Source organism: Stenotrophomonas sp. KH_036_B, from assembly GCF_057839485.1.
Map to the genome: position 1 here is coordinate 3028840 of NZ_CM174491.1, position 20573 is coordinate 3049412.

The window sequence follows — 20573 nt, forward strand, 5'->3', positions numbered from 1 at the left end:
GGTAGTGCCGGCCGCTGGCCGGCTATTGGTCCTTCAGCCCGGCCCCCACAATGCCGCATCCAGTGCATCGCCGGCAGTGCGCGGCATGTGCTTCACCCGGCCGCGCTCCATGACCACGCCTTCGGCGCGCAGCCGCTGGCTCTGCTCGCGCCAGCCGCGCGAGCCTTCCGGCATGGCGATGCGCCCGTCCGAGCGCAGCACCCGGTGCCAGGGCAGGTCCGGGTCGTCATTCATGCCCAGGACCCGCGCCGTCAGTCGGGCCCGGCCCGGCAGCCCCGCCTTGGCCGCGACCTGCCCGTAGCCCATCACCTGCCCGCGCGGAATGGCGCGGATCACCGCCAGGATGCGTGCGCGCGCCTGCGCCGCCGGATCGTCGGCGGGATCTGCCGGCGCGGTGGCCGCGCGCGGGCTCACGCGCGTACGCGGCTGACCAGCAGCACGCCGACCAGCACCAGCACCGTCCCCAGGATCTGACCCGGGCCCATGGGTTCGTCGAGCAGCCATAGACTCATCACAATGGTGGACACCGGCCCGAGCATACCCACCTGGGCGGCCAGCGACGAGCCGATCCGCTTCACCGCCAGCATGATCGCCATCACCGGCAGCACCGTGCAGACCGTGGCGTTGATCAGTGAGAGCCAGTACACCGGCTCCGGTGCCTGCAGCAGCGCGGGCAAGGGGTGCAGCACGGCGAAGTGCAGCACGCACAGCACACAGGCCACGCAGCTGGCATAGGCAGTCAGGCGGATCGCACCGATACGCGCCACCACCTGCCCACTGCCGAACAGGTACAACGCGTAGCTCAGGGCGCTGGCAAACACCAGCACGCTGCCCAGCACGATGCGCCCGCCTTCCAGCCGCAGGTCATGGCCGAAGGCCAGCAGCACGCCCAGGTAGCTCAGCACCAGCGCCGCCAGTTGCCAGCGACCGGGCCGCTTCTTGAGCAGCACCAGGCTGATCAGCAGCACCAGGGTCGGGTTGAGATACAGGATCAAGCGTTCCAGGGTCACGCTGATGTACTGCAGTCCCTGGAAATCCAGCAGGCTGGACAGATAGTAGCCGGTGAAGCCCAGCCACAGCACGCGGCCGCGATCGGCCCAGGACAGTGCCGTGGCCCGCCGCGCCGACCACACGGCCAGCAGCGCGAACAACGGGAACGCCATCAGCATGCGCAGCGCCAGCAACGTGGTGGCATCCACGCCGTGGCGGTACGCCAGTTTCACGATCACCGCCTTGCCGGACGCGGCTATCGCACCGACGGCGGCGAGCAGAATCCCGGACGCGGCCAGGCGTGGGGAAGAGGTAGGGAGCGCATGTGCGGACATCGGCGATATTGTCGCACCGGCAACGACCCGTAGAGCCACCCCTTGGGTGGCTGCGTTCCCATCGGGGTGCTGATGCGCATCAACGCATCAACACCACCTCTTCCGCGCTGGTGGGGTGAATGGCTACGGTGTCGTCGAACTGCGCCTTGGTCGCCCCCATCTTCACCGCTACAGCGAAGCCCTGCAGGATCTCGTCGGCGGCTTCGCCGAGCAGGTGCACGCCCACCACGCGCTCCTCCTCACCCACGCAGACCAGCTTGAACAGGCTGCGCTGGGTGCCGTCGGCCAGGGCCTGCAGCATCGGGCGGAAGTTGCTGCGATAGACCCGCACGTCGCCGTGGCGCGCGCGCGCCTCTTCCTCGCTCAATCCCACCGCGCCCAGCGCCGGGTGCGAGAACACCACGCTGGCCACGTTCTCATAGTCCATCTTCGCCTGCGGCTGGCCGCCGAACAGGCGGTCCATCAGCTTGCGCGCCGCCGCGATCGCCACCGGGGTCAGGCCGACCTTGCCGGCAATGTCGCCCACGGCATGCACGCTCGGTACGGCGGTGGTCTGCCACGCATCGACCTCCACCTCGCCCTTGTCGCCCACCACGATGCCCAGCGCCTGCAAGCCCAGGCCGTCGCTGTTGCCGCGTCGGCCCGTGGCGAAGAACACCTCGTCAAAGCGCGCCTCGGCCGGGCCATCATGGCCGTAGGCGATGAGGTCACCCCCCTCGCGGCGCAGCTCGCGCAGGCGGTAGTTGAAGTGCAGCTGCACCCCCTGATGGCGCAGGTTCTCGGCCAACTGCGCGGTCAACTCCGCGTCGAACCGTTCCAGCAACCGCTCACCGCGCACCAGCAGCGTCACCCGGCTGCCCAGCGCCTGCAGCAGGCCGGCCAGCTCCACGGCAATGTACCCACCGCCCACGATCGCCACGCGCTCCGGAGCGCCGCACAGGTTGAAGAAGTCGTCCGACACCGAGCCCAGTTCCGCGCCGGGAATGTCCGGCCGCTGCGGGTGCGCGCCGGTGGCGATGAGAATGTGCGCGGCGGTGAGCTGCACGCCATCGCTGCAGGCCACCGTATGCGCATCGAGCAGGTGCCCCTTGCGCGGCACCCGCACCACCCTCGTCTCGTCCAGGCGCTTGAGGTAACTGGCGTGGATGTTGGCGATATACGCCTGGCGATGCACCACCAGTTCCTTCCAGTCCAGCGCCGGCCGCACCGGCACGTCGAAGCCCATGGCCGCCGCCAGGCCGATTTTCCCGGAGAGATCGGCGGCCAGCCACATCGCCTTCTTGGGCACGCAGCCCACGTTGACGCAGGTACCGCCGAGTTCGCCCGGCTCCAGCATCGCCACGCGTTGGCCATGCTGCGCCGCGCGGAAGGCCGCTGCCAGTCCGCCGGAGCCACCGCCCAGCACGATCAGGTCATAGTCGTATTGCGTCGTCATGGGCGTCAGCATGCCATGTCCCGCCGCGAGTCATGCGTGAGGACCCCATCGGCATGCGGCGGCTCAGCGCCGCAGCGGTGGCCATTGCCCATACGTCATCGCGCGCCAGATCCACTCCAGCGGACCGAAGCGGAAACGGCGAAGCCACGCATGGCTGAGCAGCACCTGCAGGGCAAACAACAGCAGCGCAAACGGAATCTGCCAGGCGCGCGGCATCGTTTCGAACGCGCCCAGCCCGTAGCCGTAGAACAGCCAGGTGCCCACCAATGACTGCAGGATGTACTGGGTCAGCGCCATCCGGCCCATCGGCGCCAACCCGCGCAGGCGGTGCCGCCACTGCACGATCCAGGCCAGGTAGCCGAGGCACATCAGCAGGCTGGCCAGCGACGACAACGCGTAGGCCGCGCCGGTGGACGCAGTGAACGTGCCCGGTGCGAGGTACGGCACCCACAGCGCGCTGAGCAGCATCAGCGCCAGCCCGCAGGGCAGCGCGCCCCAGCGCAGCCGCCGGTACAGGGGCTCGAAGCGGGCCGGGTCGGCCAGCGCACCGCTGCGCGCGAACCAGCTGCCGATCAGGAACATGCCCAGCACTTCCGGACCGATGATCAACGCCCCGGACAGTGACACGCCAAGATCGCTTGCCCGCTGCGCCACGGCCTGGGCGAAGCTGCCATGCCCGTACACCTGGCGCTGCAGTTCGATGGCCTGCTGGCCCTTCGCGATGGCGGTGCGCAATGCGGTGTCATCACCCTCCACCGGTGATGACAGCCCCAACAGCGCGCCCATCAGCAGCATCATCATCGCCGCACACAGATAGGTGGACACGCCCATCGCCGGCAACCAGCGCTGCGGTGCCTCGCGGCACGCCAGCAGCGGCAGCGACACCAGCGCGTAGATCACCAGGATGTCGCCAGACCAGATCAGCAGTGCGTGGCACAGGCCGATCACCAGCAGGCCCGCGCTGCGCCGCAGATAGAACGTGGTGAAATCGCGTCGCGCCGCCTCGGCGCGCTGCGCCATGATCGCGAAACCGGCGCCGAACAACAGCGAGAACAGGGTGAAGAACTTGCCCTGCACCAGCACGTAGACCAACGCATCGACGACGTAGTCCAGCCCCTGCCAGTGCGGATCGATCCCGGTGAAGGCCAGGTCCAGCGGCCCGCTCAGCGCCTCCATGTTCATCATCAGGATGCCGAGCAGCGCCACCCCGCGCAGGATGTCGATGACGTCGATGCGGTCGCCGATGGCCACCGGCTGGAGGGGTTGGAGAGCAGGCTTCACGGGGGACTCGCGTTCCAGGCCGGACAGTATGCCGTCGCGTTCCAGCACGCGCCCGGCGTTTCGGGGATCCGGATACGCAACGGCCCGCCGAAGCGAGCCGTTGCATCACACGGACGAAGCAGCACTCAGTGCTGGTGGCCGCCGTCGCCGTGCACGTGGCCGTGCTCCAGTTCTTCAGCCGCCGCTTCGCGCACGTCAACGATCTCCACCGAGAAGTGCAGGTCCTTGCCGGCCATCGGGTGGTTCAGGTCGACGTCGACCACGGTCAAGCCAACCTTCTCGACGGTGACCGCACGCGGGCCGAAGTTGGTCTGCAGCACCACCTGCGAACCCGGCACCAGCTTCTCGTTGCCGAAATGCTTCTTGGGCACGCGCTGGGTCAGGCCTTCCTTGCGCTCGCCGTAGGCGTCGGCCGCCTTGACGTCGACCTCGAAGGTCGCGCCGGCTTCCTTGTCCATCATGGCGTTTTCCAGGCCCGGGATGATGTTGCCGTGGCCGATCAGGATCGCCAGCGGATCACGGTCCCTGGAGCTCTCGATCGGCTCCTGGCCCTGCTCGGCAACGGTGTAGTGGAAGCGGACGACGCGGTCTTTTTCGATCTTCATGCGGAACTCTTGTTCTGGAGGCTGCCAAGGCAGACGAGTGGGACGGGTTGTCGCCCGCCGGATACGCCGCCATCATGACGGCCTTCTGAGGCCGCGCATTATCCGGACATCATGCACATGACGCCAGTTCCGCGCTTGATCCGCTCTGTTGCCCGGGTTGCCTCCCTGCTCGCGCTGGCCCTGCTGGCGGCCTGTGGCGGCGGCAAAACCACCCGTCCCAGCCCGCCGCCGGCCTCGACCCAGGTCTGGCCGACCGTGGTGCCCAATGACCCGCAGGCCGCCAACGCGGTGCTGATGCGCGCCATCGGCCTGGTCGGCACGCCCTACCGCTACGGCGGCAACACACCGGAGACCGGGTTCGACTGCAGTGGGCTGGTTGCCTATGTCTATCGGGAAATGCTGGACCTGAAGCTGCCGCGCACCTCGCGCGATCTGGCCGCGGTGCAGGGTCCGAAGATCGATCCGCAGCGGCTGGCGCCCGGCGACCTGGTGTTTTTTGGTGACCGCGGCAACGTGTTCCACGTCGGCATCTACGTGGGTGAAGGGCGCTTCGTGCACGCCCCCAGCACCGGCGGAACGGTCCGGCTGGACTCGCTGTCCGGGAGCTACTGGAAACAGCACTACACGGGAGCGAAACGCGTCCTTCACTGAAATGAACAGGGGGAAGGGTCAAAAATGTGAGGTCCGTCACATTCATGTAAACGGAAATTTAACGAAATTTGTACCTAATCACACGTCTTACACGGCATCATCACCCATCGTTTTTATTCAGTGACCGCCGCGTGACGACAGCCGACCTGACGTACCAAGGCCAGACCGCCGCTTCCAGGCGTATCGCCCGCCCCGCTTTTCTCGCCTTCGCCCTCTGCCTGGCCAGTGTTCCGGCTTGGGCACAGACCGCGCCGACGGCCGTCATCGACGCCGCGCAGGTCGCCACCGGAACTCCGGTTGAAGTCTCCGCCGCCGCCAAGCCGAAGGCTGACGCGCCGGCCCGCAGCAAGGCCGATGCCGCTGCCAGCGCCACCCTCGCCGCCCTGCTTCCGCACCTCGCGGCCAACGACACCATTCCGCTGATGGACCGCTCGGCCATGTTCGCCGGCGATCTGAGCCGCCTGCTGGCCAACTATGACGCCAGCACGGGCGCTACCGGTGCCGTGGTCGGCGGTGCCGCCGACAATGGCAAGGTGCAGTCGCTGCTGCGCCGCGCGATGACCCTGCTGGGCACGCCGTACCGCTGGGGCGGCACCTCGCCGGACAGCGGCTTCGACTGCAGCGGGCTGGTCGGCTATGTGTTCCGCACCGCGCTGGGCATCGAGCTGCCGCGCGTCTCGCGCGAGATGGCCCATGACGGCGAAGCCGAGCTGATCAACGACCGCAATGCGCTGGCCGCCGGCGACCTGGTGTTCTTCGGGCGCAAGGGCCGGGTTGACCATGTCGGCATCTATGTCGGCGAAGGCCGCTTCCTGCACGCCCCCAGCACCGGCAAGGACGTCCGCGTGGACAGCCTGGTCAGCGGTTACTGGAGCGGCAAGTTCATGCAGGCCCGCCGCGTCGAGCTCTGAGCCGGGCGGCCCGCCCGCCCCGCCTGAAGGCCGCTGCCCTGCAGCGGCCTTTTTCGTTTGGGGCGTCCGCGGTGGCCGCTGGCGGTGCCAACCGGCGTTGTTCCTTCTGTCGTAGCAGGAATTCCCTGCGTGCGATCTGCCCCATCCAGCGACGGAGGGGCCGTTGATCCCGGCGTGGGGCGGCACGGCTGGGGGACGCTGACCAGGAGACGCCGCCCGGGAACTTTCAAGTGAAGGTGACGCATGGCGGCAGTCCCTGATTTCCCGGCCCGGTGTGTAATCTGGTTTGGGCACCCCCACGCGGCTGAGCGCGCCGCATTGGCTGCGGCCGGTTGGCAGGTGCGCGGCGTGGCCAGCAACGAGTGTGTGGCCATTGGCATGCGCAGCAACGATCTGATCGTGGGGCTGCTGGATCTGCGCGACGATGCGGCCCGCAATGTCGACCACCTGCAGGCCCTGCTCGACCAGCACCGGCATATGCGCCTGCTGGCAATCCTGCCGGCGGGCCCACGCCCCTCGCACCCGCAGTTGCAGGCGTTGCTGGGATACTGCGTGGACACCTATACGGCACCGCTGGACCTGCCGCAGCTGGTGCAGCGCCTGCTGCAGCTGGCCGACGGCGACCAGGCACGGTCACCCGCCGGTGCGCAGGCGCTGGTCGGGGACAGTGCGGTGCTGCAGGTCGCGCGGGCGGCGTTGCGCAAGTTCGCGCCGGTGGAGCTGCCGGTGCTGATCACCGGGGAGACGGGCACGGGCAAGGAGCTGGCGGCGCAGGCGCTGCATGCGCTCTCGCCGCGCCACGCGCGGCCCTTCCTGGCGGTGAACTGCGGGGCGATTCCTGCGGCGCTGGTGCAATCGGAACTCTTCGGGCATGAGCGCGGGGCCTTCACAGGTGCGGCGACGCGGCGGCTGGGTCTGTTCGAGACGGCCAGCGGCGGCACGGTATTCCTGGACGAGATCGGGGACCTGCCGCTGGACGCGCAGACGAATCTGTTGCGGGTGCTGCAGGAGGGCACGATCGAGCGTGTGGGCAGCAATCATCCACAGTCGGTGGATGTGCGGGTGGTAGCGGCCACGCATGTGGACCTGGAGCAGGCGGTGGAACGCGGACAGTTCCGTCGCGATCTGTTCTACCGGCTCAATGTGCTGCGCCTGCCGATGCCACCGCTGCGCGACCGTGGCAGCGACATCGTGCTGCTGGCGGAACACTTCCTGGCCAGTTTCCGCCACCGGCATGTCACGCGGGCACGCGGCTTCACCACGGACGCGCGGCAGGCGCTGATGCATTTCAACTGGCCGGGCAATGTGCGGGAGCTGCTCAATCGGGTGCAGCGGGCGGCGATCGTAAGCGAGGCGGAACTGATCGGGGTGGCGGATCTGGAGCTGCTGCCACCGCAGGTGGAGATGCCGCAGCGGCTGCTGCACGATGCTCGCCAGGCGGCCGAGCGCGATGCGCTGCTGCACGCGCTGCGCCAGAACGCATTCAACATCACGGCCTGCGCGCGCACGATGCAGGTCTCACGGGTAACGGTGTACCGCCTCTGCCGCAAGCATCAACTCGCCTTGCCCGAGCTGCGCTGAACGTTCAATGCAAACGCCGAACGCTCTGGTCTGCGGTCTTCTGGAAGCTTGGTGCAGGATCTTCGATCGGGTTCATCGCGCGCGTTGAGTGCCCCGTCGCGGCCGGCAGGCCCCTATGCAAATGTCCCCCGGCGTCGGCCTGCGGCCGCCCCCTCCTCCTTTACTTTGCCAGGGACCTACCGGCCGCGACGGGGCTCGGCTTGCGGTTCGCAATGGAAAGCGGAAGTCAGGGTGCAACGCCGGTGGGTCGGGTGCCGGGGCGCCTTGCCCTTGTAGGCGAAGTAAAGGAGGAGGGGGCGGCCGCAGGCCGACGCCGGGGGCGTCGCCGGAAAGGGTAAGGCGGCCCGGCGCTCGATCCACCGGCAGCCGCTGTTGAGAAAGGGTACGGCGGCCACGCGCTCGCTCCACCGGCAGCCGCGTCTGCCCGATTTCGCTCAAAGCATGTACGGCACCTTGAATGCCAGGGTGAAGTCCGGGGCGTCCGGGGTCAGGCCGATGCCGAGCAGGCTGACCAGCGTGGTGTTCTGGTTCAACGCGTAGGTGATGCCCAGGTTGAGGGTGGCGGCGTTGGCGTCGCTGCCCACGATCTTGACCCACTGGCCGCCCTGGAAGCGGGTGGACGCGCGGGCGCTGAGCTTGTCGCTGAAGGAGATGCTCAGGCTGGTGCGTTCGTTGAACGCGAACGCGACGCCGGCGCCGAAGTAGATGGAGCCCCCCAGCTTCACGTCACCCGGGTTCACGGTGTCGGGGTTGGCGTCGAGATCATCGAAGCTGCGCTCGAACGAATGGATGTAGCCAAGGTTGGCGAACAGGATGGCGGGGTCGGCGGTCTTGACGGCGGACAGGCCGACGTTGGCCTGCCACACGCCGTTGCCGGTGGGTTGCTGTTCGGGCACGGCGAAACGGATGAAGTCGTCGTCGTCGCGCTCGAGCACCTTCCAGTCCACGCCATAGGGTGCGCGGCCGGTGGGTGCGGTGGCGCCCACGGTCAGCACCGTTTCAGGCCAGCGGCCGTGTTCGGAGAACAGTTTGTAGTTGCCGCTCAGGCTCACGTCGCCGATGCCGTTGCCGGTGGTTTCTTCCTGGGCAATGGCCGCGGCCGAGCCGCCGGCGCCGCCCTTCTGGAAGACGGTCTTGCGCGCCAGGTAGGGCACGTCCAGGTTCAGCGCCAGGCGTGGGGTGAGTCCCCAGCGCGCGGCCACGTTGTAGGTCAACGAGTCGGACTCGACGTTCTCGATGGCGATGTTGCCGAGGAAGATCGCATCCAGGGCAAGGAAGCCGTTGAGGGTGAGCTGTTTGCGGTCGTAACGCGAATAGCTGAGGCTGTTTTCGATGGTGAAGCGACGGGTGAACAAGGTCGCGGTCTGTTGCTTGACGTCATCCACGCTGCGCCGCGAAGCCTGTTTGGCCTGCTGGGCTTCGGCGGCGCTGCTGGCATAGCCGTCGCCGGTAGGCGGTGCCGCTGCGGTGGACGGCAGGGGTTCGGAGGGCGCGGCGCCGGCGATCGGCGCGGTCTTGCCGGTCAGGCGGGCCTGCATGGCCTGTACCTGCATGTCCAGTTCGCGCAGGCGGCGTACTTCCTGGGCGTAGTTGGCCTTGAGCAGCTCCAGCTGCTGGATGAGTGCCTTGACGTCGGCTTCGTCGTTCGGTGTGGCTGGCGCGGTCTGCGCGTTCGCCGCCGCCGACATCACCAGTGCCAGCGCCGCCAGCGCCAACGGTGTCGTGTGTATCGAGGTGTGCATGTCCCTGCCCTACGGTTCTGTGTCGTTCCCCCCGCCCGGCCGTGGGTTACTGGCCGGGACCCATGCCAACGCCGCGGACAAGCGTCATCGCCTGGGCCACGTTCTGGTTCAGCGATCCACTGCTGGCCAGCGTCTGCCGGACCAGGTCGATCTGCATGCGGTTGCTGACAGACTGCCCATCGCTGGTGACCGCGATGCTCTGGCCAACGCTGCCGCTGCGGATCCACTGCTGCACGGAGCCAATGCCCTGGATCTGCAGCTGCACGCTGGCACCGTTGCCGTCCCGCTGTGCAAGAGCGCTCACGCCGCCCTGCTGCGCGCTGACCTGTGGTGCGCTCTGCTCGGTGGCGGCCGGCGCGTTGCCGTCGCGCACGTTCAACTGGGTGGCATTGCTGGCCACGTTGTTGTCACCGGCCACCTGGATGCTCTGGGTGAGACCGGCCACGTTCTGCAGGCCGCTGGAATCCACGCTGCGCCCGGGCGTGACCGGCAGCGGAGCATCCGGCGCGGTCACCACCACGCTGGGCGTGAAGCTGACCTTGGGCGTGTTGCCGCCGTGGCTGAAGTCCATGCCGAGCGTCAACGCGCTCTGCGCGGACTGGTTGCCGGCCTGCCATTGCGAAATCATGGTGACGCCGAACCAGGCCACGGCATTGCCGTTGACCGTATAGCGCCCGCGCATGAGGTTCAGTTCCGGATCGGGGATCTCATTCAATCCCTTGCCGGGGCGTCCCTGCTCCTGGGGTGCTGGTGCATCGGCGGCGTGCGCCGGGGCGACGCCCATCAGGGCGAGGAGCAATGCACTGTGCGTCCAGATTGCGTTGTTCATGGTGCCTCCTAGAACAGATCGGCATGGGTGAAACCGAAATCCACCAGCTCTGCGTCGGTGATCGGGCCCTGCCGTGCATACAGCGACCGCGCGCTCGGCCGTTCGCCGGGCTGCAACAACACCGTGTTGCGGTCGAAATCGCTACCGATTACGACGAACACGGCGCGCGACGGCCATGATTCGAGAAATTCGCTGACTGGAATGCTGCGGTTGCCCAGGATCGGGTCGGCCACGTCCACCAGATCACCGCGGACCTGCTTGAGGACCACGAAATGGCGGAAGCCCCGCACATCCATCAACACCAGCCCGGGCACGCGCAGGGAGCGCAGGCGCTCTTCGTTGACGCGGTAACCGCGTCCGCGCATGCCCATGGATTCGACGTAACGCTTGATGTCCAGCAGCGAGAATCCCCGCTGGTGGACCAGTTGCGGGTCCGAGACCCCCATCATGCCTTCGATCACCGTGCCCTCGTCGGCGTCCAGGTGGTAGGCATAGCGCAGGAGCGTGGCCAGGGCGGCCGCACCGCAGCTGTAATCGGTGTGTTGCCGTACCACGTTGCGGAAACGGCGTTCCTGCATGCTCTCCACGCGCTGGGTAAGGACCGCGCCGTTGGGCAGCACGCCGCTGAAGGCGACGTCACCGGCACGCGAAGCGCCCACCGGCAGCATCAACAGCGACAACGCGCAGCACAGGGCTCGGGTCGACCACATCGGCATGGCTCCAGAAAAAGGAAGGAGCCCCTGCCCCAAAGGGGGAGGATGGAACAGGGGCTCCCGGGGGCCCGGCCATTGGCGGATGGCCGGGTTTGTTGCGCTCAACGCGTGTTGCTTGCGAAAGCGGACAGACTTACTCGCCGCCGCCCGGGGTCGGGCCGCCGGTGGACGGCTGGGCCACGGCCAGTGCCAGTGCATTGGACTGCAGGTTGCCCGAGCCGGAGGCGACGTTGACGCCGATGTTGCCGGAGGCGCCGGAGAACGCACTGCCGGACAGCGAAGCGTTGTTTTCCGCGTTGACGTTCACCCAACGGGTGGTGCGCACGGTGCCGCTCAGGCTGGCGTACAGATCGGCGATGCCCACTTCGACAAAGCCCAGCTGGCCCTCTTCATCCGTATCGAAGGCAATACCACCTACGCCTTCGTTGTACGGGTTTGCGGTTGCATTCTGGATCTCGTTGTCCATGTCGAGATGCCCGGTGCTGTCGCCGCCCGGATGCGGCAGCTCGCCTTCCCAGCTGTCCAGGTAGTAGTTGTCCTTCTGGTACGCGTTGCCGCGGCCCTCGTAGACACCGCCGCCGACGGCCAGCGTGCCACCGGCAACACGGCCACGCATGGTGACCTCGGTGGTGTCGGACAGGGCGCGCATGTAGCCCGCGTTCTCCACGCTGTTACCCGAGGAAACCTGGTTGGAACTGATGCTGGACGTTGCATAGGCGGCGGTGGCCACCGAGGCGGCGAGCGCGTTCTTCTGCTCGTTGTTGTTGCCCGCCGCGACATTGGCACCGATGTTGCCGCTGGCATTGCTGAAGGCATTGCCACTCAGGCTGGCGTTGTTGGCCACGCCCTCGTTCATCGTGGTGTTGCCCGCACCATACTGGTTGACGAAGACCTCCGCGTCGGACATGCCGAAGCTGAAGGAGGCATCCGCGGCGGACAGCGAGGCCGCGTTGTCCTGCGCGTTGTTGTCACCGGCGGCCACGTTGAAGCCCAGGTTGCCGGAGGCATCGGAACCGACGTCTTCACTGATCGACGCGTTGTTGTCCAGCAGCGCGTTGGACGCTTCGTTGTTGGTGATCGACTGGCGGTTGTCGATGATGGCGATCGCCGCCGAATCCAGGTCGATCGAACCGGTGATTTCCGGGTCACCCGAGAAGCTGATGTCCGAGCTCAGCCGGAGATCCTTTTCCAGGTTCACGTCAACGCCGTGGTTGTTCTTTTCCTGGCGCTCGTCGGCCTGGATGTTGCTCGTCTTATTGACGTTTTCGTTGACGGTGACGTCACGGGTGCGGGTCACGTTGTCGGTGGTGTTGCTGCTGGAATTGCGGGTGCTGTCGTTGCTGGTGGTGGTGCTGGTGTTGCGCACCCGGGTGCGGGAATCCCAATCATTGCGGATGTTGGTATCGATGTTGGTGTCGATATCGGTGTTGATGCTGGTATCAACATCGGTATCGACATCGGTGTTTACGTTGGTGTTGAGGTTGGTGCGCGTTTCAACCACGTTGTGCAGGTGGTTGATGAATGCACTCTGGTTCTGGTTGTCCTGCGCGGCCGCCGAAGCGGACGCGGCAGCGGCGATGGCCAGTGCAAGTACGGTCCTGTTCATGGTGTTCATGGTGCCCTCTCTCTCATTACGACAATCGGGTGGATGAAACTACTCACGGGGTGGACTGCACCGAGATGCCCAGTTGGTTGGCGGTGACGTTGCCGGTACCCGCGATCTGATTGAGTTGCAGAACCCCGTCGAAACCCTGCAGCGCGGTGTCCTCCACGGCGACACTGCGGGTTCCGGCGGACCGACCGCTGTTGGCGGTGCCCTGCCCCCCTGCTGACGCAAGCGCCCCTGACGCGGCCAAGGCCTCGTCGTTCGTCTCGCGTATGCCCTGTTGCGCCAGCGTGGCGGTGACGACGTTGAGCGTCGCGTTGCCGGTGCCGCTGGCCTGATTGATCATGGCGACGCCCCTGGCGCCGTTGAATGCCTGCCCGCCGATGCTGGCGCTGGCGTCCAGCGCGCCGTCGGCACGCACGCGGTTGCCGGCGTGGCGCTGGCGCGCATCGATGTTGATGTGTGCGTTGTCGCCGTTGGCGATGCCCAGCAGGTTGGCCTGCAGGTTGAGATCGCCGGCGGCCATGTTGACGGTCATGGCGCCGTCGGCGCCGCTCAGCGCGCGGCCATCGATACGACTGTGGTTGAGGTAGGACAGCATCGCGGCGTAGTCGTCAGCCTGCTGCGCGCACAGCGGCAGCGGCAGGACCAGCAGCAGTGCCAGCGGCACCCGACGCATCACGCGATTCATTTGCCGGGCCCGCCTGCAGGCTGGCCAAGCGGGAACTGCGCCAGCGCTCCGCGCACCTGGTCACCGATGCCGCGGGTGGCATTGCCCACCGCGCCCATCGGTCCGTTGATGCTGTTGCTGAGGGAGTTGCCCGCCAGCACACCACCGTCGCCCGTGACCTTGCCCAGGCTGTTGGTCACGGTGGTACCGGTGACCCGCTCGACCGTGGTCTGTGGGTGGCCCAGGCCGGCGCCGGTGCTCGAGCCGAGCGAGGCGTAATCGTCGTCGCTCAGTTCGTCCATCCCCGCGGGCGTACCCAGGGCATTGGCCACTTCGCGCTTGGGCGAAGGCTCGGCAATCAGTGCCATACCGGGCGGTGCGGGCCGGTAGGCAGGCCGCGCGGACACATCACGCAGCAGCACCATCTCACCCGGCTGGGACTTGACCCCTTGCCGTGCGCCGGATGCCTGCACGACAGCCGGCGCCATCACCGCAACCACCAGCAACCATGCCACTGCGGTTTCCCTGCTGCGTACGCCAACGCTGTCCATTGCGACCTCCGATAATCATGCGGAGGGGATGGAGCAGTAATCGTGCCAACTCCGAGAGGCCCGGATGACGGGCGTTCCGCGCTCGACGCGCGGTCCCGCTGCAACGCAGGTGTTACACCCGTGTGCAGGTTCACGCGGCCTGAACACGGACGGCAATCGTGCGGGAACCGCGGCAGTACTGGCGTCCCGGCGTGGTGTATCAGCGGTGTTACACCGTGCGATACACCTGTCACACCGCGCAGTCAGCAAAACGAAGACGGGCCAGCATGTGCTGGCCCGTGTCTGTTCGAGGCGACCGCTGGCGCGCCGTTACCGCGATGTGGACTCTTCGCCCTCGTCCACGCCCAGGTTGGTCGAGGGGTTGTCGTAGACCGCGCGGTCGAGCAGGCCGGTTTCCTTGGCGACCAGCACCGGCACCAGCATCTGGCCGGTGACATTGGTCATCGTGCGCATCATGTCCAGGATACGGTCGATCGCGTACAGGTACCCGATGGTCTCCAGCGGCAGGTTGGCCGCGCTCAGCACCACCGTGGCCATCACCACGGCCGTGCCCGGCACGCCGGCCGTGCCGAAGCTGCCCAGCACCGAAGCGATCAGCACCACCACGTACTGCTCCGGCGTCAACGGCACCCCGGTGTACTGCGCGATGAACACCGCGCACAACGCCGGGTAGATCGCGCCGCAGCCATCCATCTTGATGCTCGCTCCCAGCGGCACCGCGAACGACGCATAGTCCTTGTTCACGCCCAGGTTGTGCGTGATCGAGCGCATCGCCGCCGGCATCGCCGCGAAACTGGACGAACTGACGAACGCCACCTGCATGCCCGGGGCCGCGCCACGGAAGAACTTCAACGGGTTCAGCCCATGTGCCAGCAGCAGACCGCCATACACCAGCACGATGTGCAGGGCGCAGGCAACGTACAGCGCGAGCACGAAGTTGCCCAGCGGCAGCAGCTTCTCGAACCCGTAGCTGCCCACCAGCCCCGCGATCAGGCCGAATGTCCCCAGCGGCGTCATCTCCAGCACGAACCGCGTGACCTGGATCATGATGTCGCTCATCTGCCCGGTGAGCTTGCGCGCCTCGGCGACCTTGTCGCCCAGCTTGACCATCGCAAAGCCCAGCAGGCCGGCGAAGAAGATCACCGGCAGGATCGAACCGCGGCCCGCCGCCAGCACCGTCTCGCCGGCGGCGTTGACCCGGGTGCCGATCCCGGTGAGGGCATAGAACACATTGGACGGCACCACGTCCATGAGCACCTTGACCACGCTGGGCACATCGCGCGGCGTGTAACCGTGGTCCATGCTCAGGCTCAGGGCGCCGGTCCCCGGCTGCATCACCGTGCCCACGGCCAGCCCGATCCCCACCGCCAGCGCAGCGGTGATGATGAACCAGAGGAAGGTACGTCCCCCCAGCGCGGCCACCGACTTCTGGCCGTGCAGCGAGGAGATCGCATTGATCACCGCGAAGAACACGAGCGGCACCGCGATCATCTTGATCAGCGTGACATACAGGTCGCCCAGCGGGCCGAACCAGACCTCGGCGGCGGGACCGAGCAGCCAGCCGGCCAGCGCGCCCAGCACGAAGCCGCCAAGTACGCGCTGCCAGAACGGGATCCGCAACCAGGCAGACACCAGCGTCATGAGCATTCCAGGGAGAGAGTGTGACAGCGTGCCACCTTAGCCCAAGCCGCCAGCGGGGACGAGACGTACAGGGAAAATCAGCGTGTCATCGGCGTGCCTTGCGGCGTTCTGCATAATGAACGCCCGTTTCATCAATGAGATATGCGCGTCCATGTCCCGTTTCACGCCTCTGGTGGCCGCCCTCGCCACCACCCTGCTGCTTGGCGCCTGCGCCACCTCCGCCCCCGCGTCCCGTGCCACTGCCGGCGCCCTCCAGGTCGATGTCCCGGCCGTGGCCCATCCCGCCGGTGAAACCCCGCAATGGTGGTACCGCAGCGGCGCGGCCCGCGCTGCCGGCAGCGGTGCGATGGATGGCCGCGCCAAGAACGTGATCCTGTTCCTGGGCGATGGCATGAGCCTGACCACGGTGGCCGCCGCGCGCATCTTCGAGGGCCAGCGCAACGGCAACCCGGGCGAGGAAAACCTGCTGTCCTGGGAGCGCTTCCCGGCCACCGCGTTCAGCAAGACCTACAACACCGACTCGCAGACCCCGGACTCGGCCGGCACCATGACCGCGATCACCACGGGCGTGAAGACCCACATGGGCGCCATCGGTGTGAGCGCGGGTACCCGCAACGACTGCGCCGACAGCCTGGGCAAGGGCCTGCTGACCTGGCTGCAGCTGGCCGACAGCGCGGGCATGGCCACCGGCGTGGTGTCCACCGCGCGCCTGACCCATGCCACCCCGGCGGCCACCTATGCCCACTCGCCTGAACGCAACTGGGAAAACGACGCCGACCTGCCGGCCGAGGCCAAGGCCGCCGGCTGCACCGATATCGCCCAGCAGCTGCTCTCCACCTCGCGCTACGGGCGCGGCCCGCTGGTGGCCCTGGGGGGCGGCCGTGGCGAGTTCACCACGGTGGAAGAACGCGACCCTGAATACGACGACAAGGTCGGCCAGCGCCTGGACGGGCGGAGCCTGGTGAGCGAATGGCAGCAGGCGCACCCGCAGGGCGCGTATGTCTGGAATGCCAGGCAGCTGCAGGCCGCCGCCAACGCCCCGGCCATCCTGGGCCTGTTCGAGCCGGACCACATGCGCTATGAGGTCGAGCGCAAGGACGATCCGTCCGGTGAGCCGAGCCTGGCCGAGCTGACCCAGGCCGCCATCGCCAACCTGTCGCGTCACCAGGAAGGCTACGTGCTGATGGTCGAAGGCGCCCGCATCGACCACGCCAACCACAGCGGCAACGCCTACCGCGCATTGAGCGATACGGTGGCCCTGTCCGATGCGGTGCGTGCCGCCGTGGAGGCCACGTCCGACCAGGACACCCTGATCATCGTCACTGCCGACCACTCGCACACGCTGAACTTCGTGGGCTACCCGGCGCGTGGCAACCCGATCCTGGGCAAGGTGAAGGACAAGGGCGGTGAAGACGGTACCGGCGGCCTGGACGTGGCCCGTGACGGCCTCGGCCTGCCCTACACCACGCTCAGTTACGCCAACGGCCCCGGCTATACCGGCGCCACCAACCAGCAGCCGGCCGGTCACAAGACCTACCCGCATAATCCGAGCAGCTTCGACCCGGCATCCGGTCGCCCGGATCTGAGCCATGTCGACACCGAGCATCCCGACTACATGCAGGAAGCACTGGTGCCGACCAAGAGCGAAACCCATGGCGGCGAAGACGTCGGCATCTGGGCGCGTGGCCCGGGCAGCAAGGCGGTACGCGGCACCATGGAGCAGAACGCGATCTACCACATGATCGTGCAGGCCACCCCGCGCCTGCGCGAGCGCCTGTGCAAGGCAGGCACCTGCGACGCCAAGGGCGTGCCGGTGGACCTGCCGGTCCCGACCGCGTTCGAACGCAAGGCAGCCGGCAACTGATGCCGCGCCAGCGCACAGCGCAGCCGACCGCCTGCTGCGGTCGGCTGCGCTGGCGCTGCTGCCGGCCGCTGACCGCCGGTGATGGCGGCCGATGCCGCCAGGACCGATACTGCCCCTCTGCCCGACACGTCCCATTCAATGCCCACTGCCCTGCCACCCGCCCCTGACCTGCCCGCCCCCGTGCTGGTGGGCTTCAGCGGTGGGCTGGATTCCACGGTGCTGCTGCACTGGCTGGCCCAGTCCACCGCACAGCGCGCGGCGGGACTGCATGCGGTACACGTGCACCATGGCCTGCTGGCCGATGCCGACCGCTGGGCCGCGCATTGCGAAGCGATCTGCGCGGCGTGGTCGATCCCGCTGCAGGTGATCCGCGTGGCCGTGCCGCGTGACAGCGGCGAGGGTCTGGAGGCCGCCGCACGGCATGTGCGCCGCGAGGCGTTCGCTCGGGCACTGCGCGAAGGCGAGCACCTGGCGCTCGCGCACCACCGCGACGACCAGGCCGAGACCTTCCTGCTGCGTGCCCTGCGTGGTTCCGGCGTGGACGGGCTGGCGGCGATCCGCGCGCATGCCCCGTTCGCGGCCGGCTCGATCTGGCGTCCACTGCTGCAGTTGCCGCGCAGTGACCTGCTGGCGCATGCCCAGGCGCACGCCCTGCAGTGGATCGAAGACCCCAGCAATGCCAGCGATGCCGCCGACCGCAACTTCCTGCGCCTGCATGTGCTGCCGCTGTTGAAGCAGCGCTGGCCGCAGGCAGATGCGGCCTTCGCCCGCAGCGCCGACTTGAGTGCGCAGGCGCAGCGGTTGCTGGACGCCTCCGACCACGACGCGCTGCGGCGTTGCACGGTGTCGCCCGGCGTCCTCGACTGCGCACGCCTGCAACGGCAGCCGCGTGAGCGCCGTGCGCGCTTGCTGCGGCAGTGGGTGCGCGGCTGCGGGCAGCCGCCGCTGAGCGCCGCCGGCGTGCGGGCGATCGAACGCGAGTTGTTGCCTGCGGCGCACGATGCCGATGCGCAGTTCGCCTGGCAGGGCGTGCGTATCCGCCATTGGCGGGGCCAGCTGTACCTGCTGCCGATGGCGCTGGCGCTGCCCTTGGACTGGAGCGTGCACTGGGACGGGACGAGCCCGTTGGCGCTGCCTGATGGCGGCGAACTTGCATTGGTGGGCAGCCCACGGTTGGCCGAACCGGTGCAGGTGAGCGCGCGCCGCGGCGGCGAGCGCATCCAGCTTCCCGGGCGCAGCCATTCGCATGCGCTGAAGGACCTGCTGCAACAAAGCGGGCTGCCGCCCTGGCAGCGCCGCCAGCTGCCGTTGCTGTACGCCGGCCCGACGCTGCTGGCAGCGGGCGACCGCGTGATTGCGGCACCGCTGCAGCAGTGGCTGGATGAACACAATGCCCGGTTGCGCTGGACGCCCGGCGCGGCGTGAATTGACCCCTCGCAGCTGGCGCATCACACTTGCCGCATGGCCAAGAAATCCCCCACTGACGCCTCCCCGGTCGCCCACTTCGAGCAGTCGCTGGAAGAACTGGAGCAACTGGTGGAGAAGATGGAAACCGGCGAAATGAGCCTGGAGCAGTCGCTCAGCGCTTACGAGCGCGGCGTGGGCCTGTACCGCCAGTGCCAGCAGGCGCTGGAACAGGCCGAGCTGCGCGTGCGCCTGCTGAGCGATCCGGCCCGCCCGGAAACGGCCGAGCCCTTCGACCCGCCCGGCCATGACGGTTGAGCCCACGTTCGCGCGGTGGCGCGACCGCATTGAACGCCAGCTCGACGCCAGCCTGCCGTCCCCGGAACACGCCCCGCAGCGCCTGCACCAGGCGATGCGTTACGCGGTGCTGGGCAGCGGCAAGCGCATGCGCCCGTTGCTGGTGTACGCCAGCGGCCAGATCTTCGGTGCCGACGAGCACGCACTGGATGCACCGGCCATGGCGGTGGAGCTGATCCACGCCTATTCGCTCGTGCATGACGATCTGCCGGCCATGGATGATGACGCACTGCGCCGCGGCCGCCCGACCACGCACATCGCCTTCGACGAGGCGACCGCCATCCTGGCCGGCGATGCATTGCAGACGCGCGCGTTCGGGCTGCTGGCCGACGCCGCACTGCCGGCACTGCTGCGCGTGCATTGCCTGCAGGCGTTGGCCCACGCCTCGGGCGCGGCAGGCATGTGCGGTGGCCAGGCGCTGGATATCGATGCCACCGGCCATGCGCAGCCGCTCGAAGACCTGCAGCGCATGCATGCGTTGAAGACCGGCGCACTGATCCGCGCGGCGGTACGCATGGGTGCCCTGTGCGGCGAGGCGCCGCAGGCCGACCTGCTGCAGTTGGACGATTTCGCCCACGCCCTCGGCCTGGCCTTCCAGGTGCGCGATGACATCCTGGATGTGGAAGCCAGTTCCGAACAGCTGGGCAAGACGGCGGGCAAGGACCAGGCGCAGGCCAAGTCCACGTTCCCGGCGCTGTTGGGCATGGACGGCGCGAAGGCCGAGCTGGCCGCGCTCAGCGAGCGCATGCACGAAAGCCTGTCCGGCTACGACGAACGCGCCGATGCATTGCGCGCGCTGGGACGCTTGGCGGTAGAGCGCAATCACTGACGGCAGGTGCCGACCGTGGGTCGGTACGGCAGCCACGCAGGGCGCAGCTCTACGGATGGGACAAAAAAACGCCCGGCATTGCCGGGCGTTTTTTTGTCGAATACCGACCAACGGTCGGTCTCTACCGTGGCCATTGGCGGGCACCGGGCGTTACCCGGTACACGCCAACGGTCACTTGATCAGGCGCAGGGTGAACGGGTAGCGGTAGGCTTCGCCGTTGTTGGCCTTGACGCCGGCCAGGATGCACAGCACCAGGTTGGCCACCCACACGGCCGCCAGCATCAGCGTGCCGATCAGCACCACAACCAGAATGCTGGACACGATATAGGCAATGGCAATGGTGATCTGAAAGTTCAGGGCTTCCTTGGACTGGTCGATCACGAACGGCTTGGTGGTGTCGTCCTTGTTGATCAGCCAGATGATGAGGGCACCGATGAACCCGGTGAAGATACCCAGCAGATGGGCCACCAGCGCCATGGTGCGCTGGTCGCTGGGAACCGGGCCGGCGCTGGTCGGCGGCGGCGGCGGGGCGGTGATGTTGTCGAATTCGCTCACGTGAAACTCCTTGTCCAGTGTAT

General features: G+C 67.7%; 20 protein-coding genes. 7 read left to right on the forward strand and 13 right to left on the reverse strand.

Annotated features, from left to right (window positions below):
* Window positions 1–33: 33 nt before the first annotated feature.
* The 5 genes from AC3ITN_RS13575 to AC3ITN_RS13595 form a co-directional block, all read right to left on the reverse strand.
* Window positions 34–504, reverse strand: coding sequence for an MGMT family protein (locus AC3ITN_RS13575; protein WP_489390842.1), 471 nt, complete (start codon window positions 502–504; stop codon window positions 34–36).
* Window positions 411–1325, reverse strand: a complete 915-nt coding sequence (locus AC3ITN_RS13580) for a DMT family transporter (RefSeq protein WP_489390843.1) — start codon at window positions 1323–1325, stop codon at window positions 411–413. Before AC3ITN_RS13580 ends, AC3ITN_RS13575 begins: the two co-directional genes overlap by 94 nt.
* A 79-nt stretch (window positions 1326–1404) precedes the next feature.
* A complete protein-coding gene (gene gorA / locus AC3ITN_RS13585; protein WP_313348992.1) occupies window positions 1405–2760 on the reverse strand; it encodes a glutathione-disulfide reductase in 1356 nt (451 codons plus the stop codon).
* 63 nt (window positions 2761–2823) lie between these two features.
* Window positions 2824–4068 (reverse strand): DUF418 domain-containing protein, encoded by a 1245-nt coding sequence (locus AC3ITN_RS13590; protein WP_489392936.1) that lies wholly within the window; start codon window positions 4066–4068, stop codon window positions 2824–2826.
* A 98-nt stretch (window positions 4069–4166) separates the two neighbouring features.
* Complete coding sequence (locus tag AC3ITN_RS13595) at window positions 4167–4646, reverse strand: FKBP-type peptidyl-prolyl cis-trans isomerase (RefSeq protein ID WP_313348996.1); 480 nt, start codon at window positions 4644–4646, stop codon at window positions 4167–4169.
* Between the two features lie 111 nt (window positions 4647–4757).
* Here AC3ITN_RS13595 and AC3ITN_RS13600 point away from each other — a divergent pair, with 111 nt between their 5' ends.
* From AC3ITN_RS13600 to AC3ITN_RS13610, 3 genes are all read left to right on the forward strand, one after another.
* The gene (locus AC3ITN_RS13600; protein ID WP_313348998.1) at window positions 4758–5297 is read left to right on the forward strand and encodes a C40 family peptidase; all 540 of its coding nucleotides are present in this window, start codon (window positions 4758–4760) and stop codon (window positions 5295–5297) included.
* 131 nt (window positions 5298–5428) lie between these two features.
* Entirely contained in the window at window positions 5429–6208 is a 780-nt protein-coding gene (locus AC3ITN_RS13605) for a C40 family peptidase (protein ID WP_313348999.1), read from the forward strand.
* A gap of 243 nt (window positions 6209–6451) precedes the next feature.
* Window positions 6452–7789, forward strand: a complete 1338-nt coding sequence (locus AC3ITN_RS13610) for a sigma-54 interaction domain-containing protein (protein ID WP_489390844.1) — start codon at window positions 6452–6454, stop codon at window positions 7787–7789.
* 434 nt (window positions 7790–8223) lie between these two features.
* Here the strand turns inward: AC3ITN_RS13610 and AC3ITN_RS13615 are convergent, their stop codons facing one another.
* The 7 genes from AC3ITN_RS13615 to AC3ITN_RS13645 all read right to left on the reverse strand — a co-directional run bounded on the left by AC3ITN_RS13615 (window position 8224) and on the right by AC3ITN_RS13645 (window position 15541).
* A complete protein-coding gene (locus AC3ITN_RS13615) occupies window positions 8224–9531 on the reverse strand; it encodes a transporter family protein (protein WP_313343330.1) in 1308 nt (435 codons plus the stop codon).
* 46 nt (window positions 9532–9577) lie between these two features.
* Window positions 9578–10360 carry a hypothetical protein gene (locus tag AC3ITN_RS13620; RefSeq protein ID WP_489390845.1) on the reverse strand — a complete coding sequence of 261 codons (783 nt, stop codon included), beginning with the start codon at window positions 10358–10360 and terminating at the stop codon, window positions 9578–9580.
* 8 nt (window positions 10361–10368) lie between these two features.
* Entirely contained in the window at window positions 10369–11070 is a 702-nt protein-coding gene (locus AC3ITN_RS13625; RefSeq protein WP_489390846.1) for a C39 family peptidase, read from the reverse strand.
* 136 nt (window positions 11071–11206) lie between these two features.
* Window positions 11207–12688 carry an adhesin gene (locus AC3ITN_RS13630; RefSeq protein WP_489390847.1) on the reverse strand — a complete coding sequence of 494 codons (1482 nt, stop codon included), beginning with the start codon at window positions 12686–12688 and terminating at the stop codon, window positions 11207–11209.
* Window positions 12689–12731: 43 nt separating this feature from the next.
* The gene (locus AC3ITN_RS13635) at window positions 12732–13370 is read right to left on the reverse strand and encodes a hypothetical protein (protein ID WP_489390848.1); all 639 of its coding nucleotides are present in this window, start codon (window positions 13368–13370) and stop codon (window positions 12732–12734) included.
* Complete coding sequence (locus AC3ITN_RS13640) at window positions 13367–13900, reverse strand: hypothetical protein (protein WP_489390849.1); 534 nt, start codon at window positions 13898–13900, stop codon at window positions 13367–13369. Before AC3ITN_RS13640 ends, AC3ITN_RS13635 begins: the two co-directional genes overlap by 4 nt.
* 309 nt (window positions 13901–14209) lie before the next feature.
* Entirely contained in the window at window positions 14210–15541 is a 1332-nt protein-coding gene (locus AC3ITN_RS13645; RefSeq protein ID WP_489390850.1) for a dicarboxylate/amino acid:cation symporter, read from the reverse strand.
* Between the two features lie 151 nt (window positions 15542–15692).
* Between AC3ITN_RS13645 and AC3ITN_RS13650 the strand changes: the two genes are divergently transcribed.
* From AC3ITN_RS13650 to AC3ITN_RS13665, 4 genes are all read left to right on the forward strand, one after another.
* Window positions 15693–17405: an alkaline phosphatase gene (locus AC3ITN_RS13650; protein ID WP_489390851.1), complete on the forward strand. Its 1713-nt coding sequence runs from the start codon at window positions 15693–15695 to the stop codon at window positions 17403–17405.
* Between the two features lie 138 nt (window positions 17406–17543).
* Window positions 17544–18830: a tRNA lysidine(34) synthetase TilS gene (gene tilS / locus AC3ITN_RS13655; RefSeq protein ID WP_489390852.1), complete on the forward strand. Its 1287-nt coding sequence runs from the start codon at window positions 17544–17546 to the stop codon at window positions 18828–18830.
* A 36-nt stretch (window positions 18831–18866) separates the two neighbouring features.
* Window positions 18867–19127 (forward strand): exodeoxyribonuclease VII small subunit, encoded by a 261-nt coding sequence (locus AC3ITN_RS13660; RefSeq protein ID WP_313343313.1) that lies wholly within the window; start codon window positions 18867–18869, stop codon window positions 19125–19127.
* The gene (locus AC3ITN_RS13665; RefSeq protein ID WP_489390853.1) at window positions 19117–19995 is read left to right on the forward strand and encodes a polyprenyl synthetase family protein; all 879 of its coding nucleotides are present in this window, start codon (window positions 19117–19119) and stop codon (window positions 19993–19995) included. Before AC3ITN_RS13660 ends, AC3ITN_RS13665 begins: the two co-directional genes overlap by 11 nt.
* A 171-nt stretch (window positions 19996–20166) precedes the next feature.
* Here the strand turns inward: AC3ITN_RS13665 and AC3ITN_RS13670 are convergent, their stop codons facing one another.
* Window positions 20167–20550, reverse strand: coding sequence for a DUF4870 domain-containing protein (locus AC3ITN_RS13670; protein WP_313343307.1), 384 nt, complete (start codon window positions 20548–20550; stop codon window positions 20167–20169).
* Window positions 20551–20573 lie beyond the last annotated feature (23 nt).

Excerpts from the sequence above, each read along its gene's own strand:
- AC3ITN_RS13575 (WP_489390842.1), bottom strand. The coding sequence starts at position 504 with ATGGCTGCTCGACGAACCCATGGGCCCGGGTCAGATCCTGGGGACGGT.
- AC3ITN_RS13580 (WP_489390843.1), bottom strand. The coding sequence starts at position 1,325 with ATGTCCGCACATGCGCTCCCTACCTCTTCCCCACGCCTGGCCGCGTCC.
- gorA (WP_313348992.1), bottom strand. The coding sequence starts at position 2,760 with ATGACGACGCAATACGACTATGACCTGATCGTGCTGGGCGGTGGCTCC.
- AC3ITN_RS13595 (WP_313348996.1), bottom strand. The coding sequence starts at position 4,646 with ATGAAGATCGAAAAAGACCGCGTCGTCCGCTTCCACTACACCGTTGCC.
- AC3ITN_RS13600 (WP_313348998.1), top strand. The coding sequence starts at position 4,758 with ATGCACATGACGCCAGTTCCGCGCTTGATCCGCTCTGTTGCCCGGGTT.
- AC3ITN_RS13610 (WP_489390844.1), top strand. The coding sequence starts at position 6,452 with ATGGCGGCAGTCCCTGATTTCCCGGCCCGGTGTGTAATCTGGTTTGGG.
- AC3ITN_RS13615 (WP_313343330.1), bottom strand. The coding sequence starts at position 9,531 with ATGCACACCTCGATACACACGACACCGTTGGCGCTGGCGGCGCTGGCA.
- AC3ITN_RS13620 (WP_489390845.1), bottom strand. The coding sequence starts at position 10,360 with ATGAACAACGCAATCTGGACGCACAGTGCATTGCTCCTCGCCCTGATG.
- AC3ITN_RS13625 (WP_489390846.1), bottom strand. The coding sequence starts at position 11,070 with ATGTGGTCGACCCGAGCCCTGTGCTGCGCGTTGTCGCTGTTGATGCTG.
- AC3ITN_RS13630 (WP_489390847.1), bottom strand. The coding sequence starts at position 12,688 with ATGAACACCATGAACAGGACCGTACTTGCACTGGCCATCGCCGCTGCC.
- AC3ITN_RS13635 (WP_489390848.1), bottom strand. The coding sequence starts at position 13,370 with ATGAATCGCGTGATGCGTCGGGTGCCGCTGGCACTGCTGCTGGTCCTG.
- AC3ITN_RS13640 (WP_489390849.1), bottom strand. The coding sequence starts at position 13,900 with ATGGACAGCGTTGGCGTACGCAGCAGGGAAACCGCAGTGGCATGGTTG.
- AC3ITN_RS13645 (WP_489390850.1), bottom strand. The coding sequence starts at position 15,541 with ATGACGCTGGTGTCTGCCTGGTTGCGGATCCCGTTCTGGCAGCGCGTA.
- AC3ITN_RS13650 (WP_489390851.1), top strand. The coding sequence starts at position 15,693 with ATGTCCCGTTTCACGCCTCTGGTGGCCGCCCTCGCCACCACCCTGCTG.
- tilS (WP_489390852.1), top strand. The coding sequence starts at position 17,544 with ATGCCCACTGCCCTGCCACCCGCCCCTGACCTGCCCGCCCCCGTGCTG.
- AC3ITN_RS13660 (WP_313343313.1), top strand. The coding sequence starts at position 18,867 with ATGGCCAAGAAATCCCCCACTGACGCCTCCCCGGTCGCCCACTTCGAG.
- AC3ITN_RS13665 (WP_489390853.1), top strand. The coding sequence starts at position 19,117 with ATGACGGTTGAGCCCACGTTCGCGCGGTGGCGCGACCGCATTGAACGC.